This is a genomic window from Paraburkholderia sp. J8-2 (assembly GCF_905220195.1).
In the GTDB taxonomy this organism is placed as follows: Bacteria; Pseudomonadota; Gammaproteobacteria; order Burkholderiales; family Burkholderiaceae; genus Paraburkholderia.
The window spans coordinates 15,507-28,009 of record NZ_CAJMZA010000040.1 but is presented as its reverse complement, the minus strand read 5'-3'; the positions used below and the strand labels follow the sequence as shown (position 1 = coordinate 28,009).

Genomic DNA, 12,503 nt, shown 5'->3' with positions numbered 1-12,503 from the left:
AGTGGCTCGCGCGAGCAAAGTCGGCAGCATGGTGTTGCAGGCACGCGGGTTGGCTACCGCCAGATTTAAGGAATAATCATGAAAGAAGGCATTCACCCGGATTACCGCGAAGTCCTGTTCATCGACGTTTCGAACGACTTCAAGTTCGTGACCCGCTCGACGATCCAGACGCGCGAAACCGCCGAATTCAACGGCAAGACCTACCCGCTCGCCAAGATCGAAGTGTCGTCGGAATCGCATCCGTTCTACACGGGCACGCAAAAGATCATGGATACGGCAGGCCGTGTCGAGAAGTTCAACAAGAAGTTCGGCGCACGCGCCTCGGGCAAGGCCGGCAAGTAAGCACTTCGCCGCACCGGCTTCTCGCCGGTCCCGCATTGAACGTGCACAAAAAGGGCAGCATACGCTGCCCTTTTTTGTTGTCTGCGCCACCGTTGTGCAGTCCAGCGGGCCAGGCGGATGCGACTTACCGTCCCTTTTCAGATATTTCGTTGGATTAATACGCGGCTAACGCCGTGACGCGCGGTCACCGGCCCGGCTAGAATGCCGGATTGCTCCGCGGCGCACGGCCGGGTGTACCGTCTGCCGCGCATGCCTGCTTGATCCTCGCGTGTGAGCCGCCCGCTCGAGCACGCCCGGTTTATCCGTCTCCCTTCGTACTGCATGAAGCCAGCCATTCGACTGACCGCCTCCGCCACCAGCGCCCTGCCGCGCTGGCTGCTGCTGACCATTTGTATCGTCTTCGCGGCGTTCGGCCTCTTTGGCCGCGACCCGTGGAAGAACGAGGATGCGGCGGGCTTCGGCGTAATGTGGACGATGGCGGGCGGCACCTCGCACGACTGGCTGCTGCCGAACCTCGTCGGCAAGTACGTGACCGAGAACGGTCCGCTCGGTTACTGGCTGGGCGCCGCCTGTATTCGCCTGTTCGCACCGTGGGTCGACGCCAGCAACGCCTCGCGTATCGCCACGGGCGTGCTGTTCTGTCTCGCGTGCGCGTTCGTCTGGTACAGCGCGTATCTGCTGGGCCGACGCCCCGAAGTCCAGCCGTTCAAGTACGCATTCGGCGGCGAGCCCGAGCCGCGCGACTACGGCCGCACCCTCGGTGACGGCGCCCTGCTCATTCTGCTCGCCTGCTTCGGTCTCGCCGAGCGCGGTCACGAAACCACGCCGCAACTCATGCAGTTCGTCGGCATCGCCATGGTCGTGTACGGCATCGTGCGCGCCATCGACAAGCCGGTTCAGGGCGCCCTCTGGTGGGGCCTCGCGCTCGGCATCGTGATGCTTTCGAGCGGCCCCGTGCTGGTGGGCGCACTCCTGATCGGCACGCTCGCCATGCTCGCCATCGCGCCCGAAACGCGCTCGCGCTGGCTCCTCGTGGCGGGCCTGCCCGTCGCACTCGTGATCTCCGCATCATGGCCGCTGCTGGCGCTGCACTTCTACCCCGACGACGCCGTCTGGTTTCTCAACCAGTGGGCGCACACCAACGTCAATGCCTTTGCGGGACCGCCGGGCTACGTGCTGCGCTACGCCGCCAAGAACCTGCCGCTCTTCACCTGGCCCGCGTGGCCGCTGGCGATCTGGGCCTTCGTGAGCTGGGCGGGACTGCGCCGCAAGCCGCACATCGCGATTCCGCTGTCGGTGATCGTGCCGCTGCTCATCCTCGTGGTCGTGCAGAGCCACGAATCGAACCGGCTCTTCATGCTCGTGCTGCCCGCGCTTTCGGTGCTCGCGACCTTCGCGCTGCCCACGCTCAAGCGCGGCGCGATCAACGCGATCGACTGGTTCGCGGTGCTGAGCTTCACGATTCTCGGCACCTTCGTGTGGCTCGTGTGGCTCGCGGGCATGACCGGCTTCCCTGCGCCGCTCGCACGAAATCTCGCGCGCCTCGCGCCGGGCTTCGTGCCGCAGTTCAAGATTCTCTCGTTCGTGTGCGCGGTGGCTGTCACCGTGTGCTGGATGGCGCTCGTGCAGTGGCGCGTGGCGCGTCATCCGAAGGTGCTGTGGCGCAGCGTCGTGCTCTCGAGCGGCGGCACCACGCTCATGTGGGTGCTGCTCATGACGCTCTGGCTGCCGGTCGTCAACTACAGCCGGACCTACAAGGATGTGGCCGAGCAGATCGCCGCGCACCTGCCCGCCGACTATCAGTGCATTTCGCCCGTGCGCCTCGGCGACGCGCAGATCGCCACCTTCGCGTACTTCGGCAAGATGCACTTCTCGTTCAACGAGGACTGCGACGTGATCCTGCGCCAGGACACGCAGGACTACAGCGAGCCGAGCCCGATGCCGGACTACGTGTGGAAGCTCGTGTGGGAAGGCCGCCGCGCGGCCGACCGCGACGAACGCTTCCGCCTGTACGTGCGCACCGACCGCCCGACGCCGCCGCTCAAGAAGCATGTCTGGCGCAAGCGTCCGGACTGAGGCTGCGGTGACGACGACGCTCGTCGGTGACGTCCGGCGCATTGCCGCGCTGGCGTGGCCGGTGCTGGTCGGCCAGCTCGCGATCATCGCGTTCGGCGTGATCGACACCGCGATGGTCGGCCGCTACTCGGCGCTCGACCTCGCAGCGCTCGGCCTCGGATCGTCGATTTACGTCTCGGTCTACATTGCCCTCACAGGCATTCTCAGCGCGCTGCAGCCGGTTGCGGCGCAGCTCTACGGCGCGCGCAAGGACACCGAAATCGGTCTCGAAGTGCGCCAGGCGTTCTGGCTCGCGCTCGTGTTGATGGCGATCGGCTTCACGATCCTCTACTTTCCCGGTCCGCTGCTCGACCTCGCGCGGGCGCCCGAAGCGCTGCGCGAGCGCACCGTCGGCTATCTGCGGCTGCTCTCGTTCGGGCTGCCCGCGGCGCTGGCCTTTCGCATCTACAGCTCGCTCGCCAATGCCGTGGGGCGGCCGCGCCTCGTGATGTTCCTGCAAGTCGGCGCGCTCGTGCTAAAGGTGCCGCTCAACACGTGGCTCATCTTCGGCGGTCTTGGGGTGCCGGCGCTCGGCGGCCCGGGTTGCGCGCTCGCGAGCACGTCGATCAACTGGGCGCTTGCGTTGTGCGCGGCCGTCGCGTTCACGCGTGTCGACGTATTCGCGCCGTTCGAAATCTTCAAGCACTTCTGCTGGCCCGAGTGGAAGCGCCAGGCCGAACTGCTTAAGCTCGGCATTCCGATGGGGCTTTCCTACCTCATCGAAGTGACGTCGTACACGTTCATGGCGATCTTCATCGCGCGCATGGGCACGACCACGCTCGCCGGTCATCAGATCGCCGGCAACATCGGCGCAGTGCTCTACATGACGCCGCTGTCGATCGGCGTGGCAACCTCGACGCTCGTTGCGCAGGCGCTGGGCGGCAATCGCCCGGCCGAGGCGCGCACGCTCGCGCGGCACGGCGTGGTCACTGCCGTGGCGATTGCCTGCTGCTACGGCGCGATCGTGTTCGTGCTGCGCCCGCTCATCATCGGCGGCTACACGCCGGACCCCGCCGTGGCGGTCGCGGCCATGCCGCTCGTCGCCATCGTCACCTGCTATCACGTGTTCGACGCGCTGCAGATCACGACGGCCTTCGCTTTGCGCGCCTACAAGGTCGCGGTCGTGCCGACCATCATCTATGCGATCGCGCTCTGGGGCGTGGGGCTTGGCGGCGGCTACGCGCTGGGCTTTGACGTGACCGGCACGATGCCCGCCTGGGCAACGGGCGCGCGCGGCTTCTGGCTCGCCAACATGGCGAGCCTGTTGATTGCCGGTGCTGGACTTCTGTTCTATCTCTCTCGGGTGAGTACGCGATTTTTGCGAGCAGGCGCGTAGCCTGCTGTCGCAAAATGCGTTTGGCGGTTAGTTGCAAAGACAGCTCACCCCGCCTCGGCTCGTCGCGCCGACTCCACCGTCTGCGCCGCGTGATACGAGGAACGGACAAGCGGGCCGGCCACGACCTCGCTAAACCCCATCGCGAGGCCTGCCGCGCGTAACCCGGCAAATTCATCAGGATGCACATAGCGCTTCACCGGTAAATGAAACTTCGACGGCGCGAGATACTGCCCGATCGTCAGCACTTCTACGCGATGCTCGCGTAGATCGCGCAGGGTCGCGAGCAGCTCCGCGTCGGTTTCGCCCAGCCCCACCATCAGCCCTGATTTCGTGACGAGCGCACCGTTTGCCGCTTTGGCGCGCGCCAGCAGATCGAGCGAGCCGCGATAGTCCGCACCTGGCCGCGCCGCGCGATAAAGCGAGGGCACGGTCTCGATGTTGTGATTGAACACGTCGGGCCACGCGAGCGAAAACGCGTCTAGCGCGCGGGCGATCCGGCCGCGAAAATCCGGCGTCAGCACTTCGACGCCGATCCCCGGCACACGCTCGCGCACTTGTGCAATGCAGCGCGCGAAGTGCGCCGCCCCGCCGTCGCGCAAGTCGTCGCGATCGACCGACGTGATGACGACGTGACGCAAGCCCAGCGCCGCGACCGCCGCCGCCAGATGCGCGGGTTCATCCTCGTCGAGCGGCGCGGGCCGCCCGTGAGCGACGTCGCAGAACGGGCAGCGCCGCGTGCAAAGGCCGCCCATGATCATGAAAGTCGCGGTGCGCTGCGCGAAGCACTCGCCGATGTTCGGGCACATCGCCTCTTCGCACACCGAATGAAGCCGGTGTTCGCGCAATACGGCCGCCACGCCCGCGACGGTCTCGCTCATGAGCGGCCGTGCGCGCAGCCACGACGGCTTCGGCAAGACCGAGTCGCTACCGGTGGGAGGTACGATCTTCACCGGAATCCGCGCAAGCTTCTCGCGGCTGCGCAGCCCCTCCTGACCGAGCGCCGTGCTCGACACGTGAGGCGCATGAGACGTACGGGACGTAGCGGCCTCCATGCTCAGGCTCCTTCGTCGAGAAAGGCGTTGAGCAGGCGATTGACTTCCTGCGCGGCCTCCATCTGCACCATATGCCCCTTGCCCGCGATCACTTCCACGCGCACCTGCGAGGGCAACCCCTGCGCATGGCGCGCCGGAATGATCTGGTCGGCCTCGCCCCAGATCACGAGCGCGCGCGGCGCGAGCGAGGCAACGCGCTCGCGGAACACGCGCCGCTGCGCGCCGCCCTCGAACGCCTGCCCGGCGATCTTGCCGAGCGCGGCCTGCACGCCTTCGAGCCGCTTGTACTTCACGAGGTCTTCGACGAGTTGACGCGTGACCAATGCGGGATCGGCGAATAGCTTCGTCACGTGCGGCTTGAGCGCGTTGCGGTTCGCCGCCGCGACGAAGCCCTCGATATACGCGCTGTCGATCTCGCTCCCCAGGCCCGCACTCGAAATCAGCGCAAGGGAAGCCACGCGCCCGGTCGCCTGCTCGGCCACCGCCATCGCCACCGCACCGCCCAGCGAGTGCCCGACGAGATGCGCCCGGCCGATGTTCTGCGCGTCGAGGAATGCGATCACGCTCTGCGCAAGCTCGTCGAGGCTGCCGCTCTCGAGCGCCTTACCCGACTCGCCGTGCCCCGGCAGATCGAGCGCCCAGACGGTACGCTCCGCCGCCAGATCCGTGTGGTTGAAGAGCCAGTTGTTGAGATCGCCGCCAAAGCCGTGGATCAGCACGACCGGCACGCCCTCGCCTTCACCCTGCTTCAGGTAGCGCATGGTCCTGCCGCCGATTTGCGCCTTTTCCGGCTGCGGCCCTGCGTCAGCTTCGCCCGCTTGCGCAGGCACGAAGTCGCGCTGGAATTCGGCTACGGCGGCGTCGATATCCGCGTCTGCGGCTTCGGCATCGGCTACTACGCCTAGCAGCGCGCCCACGGGCAGCGTGTCGCCCTCCTGAGCGATCTGCCGCCGCAACACGCCCTCGAACGCGCACTCCACCCCCGACGCGATCTTGTCGGATTCGACATCGAGCAATTCATCTCCCTTGGTGACCTTGTCGCCGAGCGATTTGAGCCAGCCGTTCACCTGGCCCTGCTCCATCGACAGGCCCCATTTGGGCATCGTGATCATGTGAATCGGCATGACTTCAGCTCCTTGCTGCGCGCGCGGCTTCGGCAATCTTGTCCGCCGAGGGGATGTAGAGGTCTTCCAGCGACGCCGCGAACGGCACCGGCGTATGCGGCGCGGTCACCATGCCGACCGGGGCCTTCAGCTCCTTGAACGCTTTCTGACCGACGAGCGCGGCAATGTCGGTTGCGATCGAGCAGCGCGGGTTCGCTTCGTCCACGACCACGACGCGGCCCGTGCGGCGCGCGCTTTCGAGGATCGTTTCCTCGTCGAGCGGCGACGTGGTGCGCAGGTCGATCACATCTGCTTCGATGCCGTCTTTCGCGAGCTTCTGCGCGGCGTCGAGCGCGTAGTGCACCATGCGCCCATACGTGACGATCGTGACGTCGTCGCCGTCGCGCGCGATATTGGCCTCGCCGAACGGAATCGAATAGGATTCCTCCGGAACATCGCCTTCCATCGTGTAGAGCAGTTTGTGCTCGCAGAAGATCACGGGGTCGTTGTCGCGAATCGCTTCGATCATGAGGCCCTTGGCGTCATAAGGTGTCGCCGGGCATACGACTTTCAGCCCCGGAATATGCGTGAAGAGCGAGGTGAGCATCTGCGAGTGCTGCGCCGCCGCGCGCAAGCCTGCGCCATACATGGTGCGGATCACGACCGGCGTGACCGCCTTGCCGCCGAACATGTAGCGAAACTTCGCGGCCTGGTTGAATATCTGGTCGAAGCACACGCCCATGAAGTCGATGAACATCAACTCCGCCACCGGCCGCATGCCGCACGCCGCCGCGCCCACGGCCGTACCAATGAAGCCGCCTTCCGAGAGCGGCGTATCGAGCACGCGCCCCGGGAACTTGCCGTAAAGGCCCTTCGTCACGCCGAGCACGCCGCCCCACGCGTCCTGCTCGCCGGGCGCGCCCGCGCCGCCCGCATTGTCCTCGCCCATGACGATCACGCTCTCGTCGCGCCCCATCTCCTGGGCCAGCGCTTCGTTGATGGCCTGCGAATAGGTAATTTTCCGTGCCATTTTCGTCTCCTTGATCTGGAATCCTGATGACCCGAGCGCACAGCGCTCAGGGATACGACACGTACACGTCGGTGAGCAGCGCTTCGGCCGGCGGCAACGGCGCGGCCTTGGCCTGCGTGACCGCGTCGTCGATCAGTTGCTTCACTTCGGCGTCCACCTTGCGCAGATCGTCGCTGCTTGCGAGTTCGGCACGCACCACACGCTCCTCGAAGCGCTTCAGACAGTCCTTTTCCTCGCGCAGCTTTTGCACTTCGCCAGGCGCGCGATAGGTTTGCGCGTCGCCCTCGAAGTGGCCGAAATAGCGCGAGAGTTTCATTTCCACGAGCGTCGGGCCGCCGCCGTTGCGCGCTCGCGCAATGGCTTCGCCCAAAGCCTCGTACACGGCGAAAAAGTCGAAACCGTCGACGATCACGCCCGGCATGCCGAAGCCGTTCGCGCGGTCGGCGATATTGTCGGCCGCGACCGACCACGTGGACGACGTCGCCTCGGCGTAGCCGTTGTTTTCCGCGACGAAGATCACCGGCAGGCGCCACACGGAGGCGAGATTCATCGACTCGAAGATCACCCCCTGATTCGACGCGCCATCGCCAAAGAAGCACACGCCCACGCCGCCCGTCTTCTTCTGCTTCGCGGCGAGCGCCGCGCCGCACGTGAGCGGACCGCCCGCGCCCACGATGCCGTTCGCGCCCAGCATGCCCTTCGACAAGTCGGCGATATGCATCGAGCCGCCCTTGCCGCGGCACGAGCCCGTGGTCCGGCCATAGATCTCGGCCATCATTTCGTGCACGTCCACGCCCTTGGCGATGCAGTGGCCGTGGCCGCGGTGCGTGGTGGCGACGTAATCGGTGTCGTTCAAGTGGCTCATCGTACCGACCGCGGACGCCTCCTCGCCTGCGTACAGGTGCACGAAGCCTGGAATCTCGCCGGTCGCGAATTCGACGTGCAGCCGTTCCTCGAACTCACGGATCGTGCGCATCGACCGGTACGCGGTGAGCAACTGCTCCTTGTTCAACTGAAGTGACATGGTTGTCTCCTGGGTGGACTACGCTGTATCGCTCTGGATTCGCCTGCTGCGGGAAATGCCACTGCTCCTAGTGAAAAGTGAAACCGCCGTCGATGTTCACCGACTGGCCCGTGATGTTGTCCATGGTTGCGAAGAACAGCGCGAGCCGCCCCATGTCCTCCGGTGTTTGCGCGCGGCCTTGCGGGATCAGCGTGAGCTGATGGCGCTGCCAGGATTCTTCGACGCTCTCGCCCTGCGTCTTCCATTCGTCGGAGAGCCGGTCCCACATATATGTGCGCACGATGCCGGGACAAATCGCATTCACGGTGATGCCTTCGCGCGCAACCTCCTTGGCGAGCGCGTTGGTGAAGCCGACCACGGCGAATTTCGAGGCGCTGTAGTGCGCGAGATTCGGAAATCCTTCCTTGCCGGCGATCGAAGCGACGTTGATGATCCGCCCACGCTTTTGCGTGAGGAAATGCGTCAACGCAGCCTTGCAGCCGAGAAACACCCCCTTTGCATTGACGTTCATGACGAAGTCCCAGTCCCGCTCCGTTAATTCGGATACCGGATTAATCGAAATCACGCCGGCGCAGTTCACGAGAATATCGAGGCCACCGAGTTCGGAGATCGCCTGCGAGACCATCCCTTCGAGCTGGGCCGCCTGGGTGACGTCGACCTTGGCGAATGCCGCGCGCCTGCCGAGCGCGCGTATCTCTTCGACCGTCGCAGCCAGCGGCTCTTCAAGCAGATCCGCGAGCAATACGTCCGCACCGGCCTGCGCGAGCGTGAGCGCAATGCCGCGGCCGATGCCGCGTGCACCGCCGGTCACGATCGCGACCTGGCCTTTCAAGGGTGTGTCCATGCCGATGTCTCCTTGTTTCGGTTATGAGTGGAGCAAGCAAGCCAGGCCGCTATACGCGCGCGGCGGCCTCGCGCAACAACTGATGCGACGCCGCGTAACGCAGCGTGCGAGCAACATCGACGGTCAGCGGGCCGTGCCAGTCGAGCGTCACTTCATAGCGGTCGCCGCGCGCCGGTTCGATTTCGCGCTCGCCGTCGAACGCGAGCGTGCCGTGGCCCGCTTCGAGCGGCAGCGCCACGCCCACTTCGAGGCGCTGGCACGTGCGCATCGTCAGGCGCTCGACGCGCCCCGGCGCGATCGGTGCGAGCAATGGCACCCCTGCTGCGCCGCCCTCGGGCGCGCCTGGCTCAGCGAAAGTCATATGCAGACCGTGCGCGGCATCGCGCCCGACCGGCGCCCATGCTCCACCGATCGACGAAAGGCCGATGCCGTCGGGCGGCGCAAAGGTCAAGAAAAGTGATTCGATATCCGAACTTTCTGAAATCGCGCGCGCGCCGATGAAAGGCTGACGCGCCACGCAAATATCGACGAGCGCAATTTCGTCGCGCCCGCGCGACGGCCCTTCCACGCAGCGCGCGACGAGCCGCTTGTTGCGCGAGAGCGCCGCTTCCGCGGGCACCGCGCCGGTCGCGACGAGCGCGCCCGCGAGGCCCGCGACGGTGGCCTCGCGTAGTTCGGGAAAGGCGTTGTTGGTGCCGGTCGAGAGCGCGAGCAGCGGCGTGGCGCCGCAATGCGCGGCGACGGCGCGATGGGTGCCGTCGCCACCCAGCACCGCGATCAGCGCGACTTCTTCACGCACCATGTGATCGACGCCCGCGTGCGTATCGGCGACGCTTTCGCTCACCGGCAGATCGACGAATACAACCTCGGGCCAGGGCTCGTGCGCGGCAATGGCCGCGTGCGTCCCGATCGCCCGCAGCAACAGCGCGGCTACGCCGGTGTTATCGCGCAGCGTGAGCACCCGAGCGACGCCGAGCGCGCCCAGGCCCGCGAGCAGGCGCACGACCATATTCGCCTTCTCGGCCGTGGGAAAGACAGATGCATGCGAAGTGAGACGGCGGATGTCGCGGCCCGATGCGGGGTTCGCGATCACGCCTACGGTCACGGGCGTCGTCACGGGTCTTGTCTCCTGTTGGCGTCGCACTGTGAGCTGCTGCGCGCCGCTTTTGCCCGCAAACTCTGCAAGCGTCATGCCAATGACGGCGAGGACACGCTGCATCCGCGTAGAAGGCCGCGCGACGGGGCTCGGCGGCAATGGCATGGCGTGGGGCGAGCGCCGTTTGCGTCGCGTGTGGCGTCTCAGCCGCCGTCTCGCACGCGCAATGCGTCCACGCGCACAACCGGCCACCCGCGCGGACGAAAACGCGCACACGCCCGCGCGGTCTGCCTGTGCCGCGGCTGAGACACCCGGCGTCACGCGCCGGAATGCGGCACAGCAGCCGCTGAGACAATCGTCTCAACCGTCTCGCATGCTGCGCTGCGGTGTGATCGCGCGCAAAGGATGTGCTACAAAAGACTCCCGCCGAACGCTTTCCGGTCCGACGTAATCCGACGTTTTGCCGACGTACCCCGACGCTCATTGCGAGCCACCGTCTGGAACCGCTCATGCCCTACGCCCTTGCGTCTACCCGGCACGCCGAGCGCGTGCGCGGCGCCGTAGAAGGCCGCCTGCCTGCGCCGTCCGATTCGCCGCGTCTCGTCTCGTCGTGGCAGCGCTCGTTCGAGCGCTATCAGCTGGACCCCGGCTCCGTGATCGGTCCGCGCGTGCTGAGCGCCGCCGAGCTGCGCGAGATCCGCGATCGCGAGGAGTCCTTCCTGCGCGCCTCGGGCCAATGCCTCACGCGCCTGCACGATATGGTGCGCGAAGCCGATTACTGCGTGATGCTGACCGACGCCCATGGCGTGACCATCGACTATCGACTCGACCGCGAGCGCCGCAACGACTTCAAGCACGCCGGGCTCTATATCGGCTCGTGCTGGTCGGAGAGCGAGGAAGGCACCTGCGGCATCGCGAACGTGCTCACCGATCTCGCACCCATCACGGTGCACAAGACCGATCATTTCCGCGCCGCGTTCACCACGCTCACGTGCAGCGCCGCGCCGATCTTCGCGCCGGGCGGCGAGCTGATTGGCGTGCTCGACGCTTCGGCCGTGCAGTCGCCCGACAATCGCGAGAGCCAGCGCATCGTCAACCAGCTCGTGCGCCAGAGCGCCACGCTCATCGAAGACGGCTATTTCCTGCATCGCCTCGCGTCGTGCTGGATCCTCTTCGGTCACCAGAATCGCAACTACGTCGAGGCGCAGCCCGAACTGCTGATCGCTTTCGACGAAAACGGCAACGTGGTCGCCGCGAACCGGCGCGCACGCGAGTGCATGCCGTGCCTCGACGGCCCGCGTCATATCGACGAGATTTTCGATTCGTCGCACGTGCAGTTGCGCGATATCGGGCGCATCGAAACCATCGCGGCGCTGCGCCTGCGCGCGAACGGCTCGATGCTGTATGCGCGCATTCGCGCGCCGCTCGGGGCTAGCGGTTACGGCGGACACAGCGCACGTAGCGGCCACAGCGGCGGCGCCAGCGCGGCGCATGGCGCGATGCCGCTGCGGCGCGACGCCGCCGACGCGCACGAATACGATCGCAGCGCGCTCGGCCCCTTCCTGCGCAGCGCAGATGCACGCGTGGCCGAAAACGCGCGCATCGCGCAACGCGTGGCGGGCAAGCGCCTGCCGATCCTGCTGCTCGGCGAAACGGGCGCGGGCAAGGAAGTGTTCGCACGCGCGATTCACGACGCCAGCGCGCGACGCAATCGGCCCTTCATCGCCGTGAACTGCGGCGCGCTGCCCGAATCGCTGATCGAGAGCGAGCTGTTCGGCTATGCGCCGGGCGCATTCACGGGCGCGCGCCGCCATGGGGCGCGCGGCAAGATCGCGATGGCCGACGGCGGCACGCTCTTTCTCGACGAAATCGGCGACATGCCGCTCGCGCTGCAAACGCGCCTTTTGCGCGTGCTCGCCGAGGGCGAAGTCTTGCCGCTCGGTAGCGAAACAGCGGTGCGCGTCGATATCGACGTGGTGTGCGCCACGCACCGGGACCTCGCGCAAATGGCCAGCGCCGGGACGTTCCGCGACGATCTCTACTACCGGCTGAGCGGTGCGGTGCTCACGCTGCCGCCGCTGCGTGAGCGGCGCGACATCGCCATGCTCATCGACACGGTATTCGCGGAAGAAGCGCAGGCCGCCGGCCGTCCGCTCGCGCTCGACGCCACGCTCGCCGCGCGGCTCGCGGCCTTCGCGTGGCCAGGGAACCTGCGGCAGCTGCGCAATGCGATGCGCTACGCATGCGCCGTATGCGACACCGTGCTGGTCGAAGCGCAGCACCTGAGCGCCGACCTCGCGGCGAGCCTGCCTCAGCTTGCACCGGCCGCCGCGCCCGGCTCCGCAGCCGGCATGCCGCCAGCCTCGCCGCTCTCCGACGAAGATGAGCGCGCACGCATCGTCGTAGCGCTCACGGCGCACCGTTGGCGTCCGAACGCCGCCGCGCAGGCGCTAGGCATCTCGCGCGCGACGCTGTATCGGCGCATTGCGAAGCTCGGCATCGTCGGGCCGCACCGCGCTTGAACCGGATTGCACTGACAGCCTGGCATTTGGCGTCGCCAA

10 protein-coding genes are annotated in these 12,503 nt (G+C 66.6%); 4 read left to right on the top strand and 6 right to left on the bottom strand.

Annotated features, from left to right (window positions below):
• The first annotated feature begins 78 nt into the window (after positions 1-78).
• The 3 genes from U5A52_RS38830 (at position 79) to U5A52_RS38820 (ending at position 3,793) form a co-directional block, all read left to right on the top strand.
• Entirely contained in the window at positions 79-342 is a 264-nt protein-coding gene (locus U5A52_RS38830; RefSeq protein WP_069267507.1) for a type B 50S ribosomal protein L31, read from the top strand.
• Between the two features lie 321 nt (positions 343-663).
• Complete coding sequence (locus U5A52_RS38825; protein ID WP_321939459.1) at positions 664-2,418, top strand: glycosyltransferase family 39 protein; 1,755 nt, start codon at positions 664-666, stop codon at positions 2,416-2,418.
• Positions 2,419-2,425: 7 nt separating this feature from the next.
• Positions 2,426-3,793 carry an MATE family efflux transporter gene (locus tag U5A52_RS38820; RefSeq protein WP_321939457.1) on the top strand — a complete coding sequence of 456 codons (1,368 nt, stop codon included), beginning with the start codon at positions 2,426-2,428 and terminating at the stop codon, positions 3,791-3,793.
• A 44-nt stretch (positions 3,794-3,837) separates the two neighbouring features.
• Here the strand turns inward: U5A52_RS38820 and lipA are convergent, their stop codons facing one another.
• The 6 genes from lipA to U5A52_RS38790 form a co-directional block, all read right to left on the bottom strand.
• The gene (gene lipA / locus U5A52_RS38815; RefSeq protein WP_321939454.1) at positions 3,838-4,845 is read right to left on the bottom strand and encodes a lipoyl synthase; all 1,008 of its coding nucleotides are present in this window, start codon (positions 4,843-4,845) and stop codon (positions 3,838-3,840) included.
• A 2-nt stretch (positions 4,846-4,847) separates the two neighbouring features.
• On the bottom strand, positions 4,848-5,969 hold the full coding sequence (locus U5A52_RS38810; RefSeq protein WP_321939451.1) for an acetoin dehydrogenase dihydrolipoyllysine-residue acetyltransferase subunit: 1,122 nt from the start codon (positions 5,967-5,969) through the stop codon (positions 4,848-4,850).
• Positions 5,970-5,973: 4 nt separating this feature from the next.
• Positions 5,974-6,978: an alpha-ketoacid dehydrogenase subunit beta gene (locus U5A52_RS38805; protein WP_321917209.1), complete on the bottom strand. Its 1,005-nt coding sequence runs from the start codon at positions 6,976-6,978 to the stop codon at positions 5,974-5,976.
• 46 nt (positions 6,979-7,024) lie between these two features.
• Positions 7,025-8,002 (bottom strand): thiamine pyrophosphate-dependent dehydrogenase E1 component subunit alpha, encoded by a 978-nt coding sequence (locus U5A52_RS38800; RefSeq protein WP_321917211.1) that lies wholly within the window; start codon positions 8,000-8,002, stop codon positions 7,025-7,027.
• A gap of 67 nt (positions 8,003-8,069) precedes the next feature.
• Entirely contained in the window at positions 8,070-8,846 is a 777-nt protein-coding gene (locus tag U5A52_RS38795) for an SDR family NAD(P)-dependent oxidoreductase (protein ID WP_321939450.1), read from the bottom strand.
• Positions 8,847-8,895: 49 nt separating this feature from the next.
• Entirely contained in the window at positions 8,896-9,963 is a 1,068-nt protein-coding gene (locus U5A52_RS38790) for an ATP-NAD kinase family protein (protein WP_321939448.1), read from the bottom strand.
• Between the two features lie 488 nt (positions 9,964-10,451).
• On the opposite strand from U5A52_RS38790, the gene U5A52_RS38785 reads away from it, so the two are divergent.
• A complete protein-coding gene (locus U5A52_RS38785) occupies positions 10,452-12,464 on the top strand; it encodes a sigma-54-dependent Fis family transcriptional regulator (RefSeq protein ID WP_321917217.1) in 2,013 nt (670 codons plus the stop codon).
• Positions 12,465-12,503 lie beyond the last annotated feature (39 nt).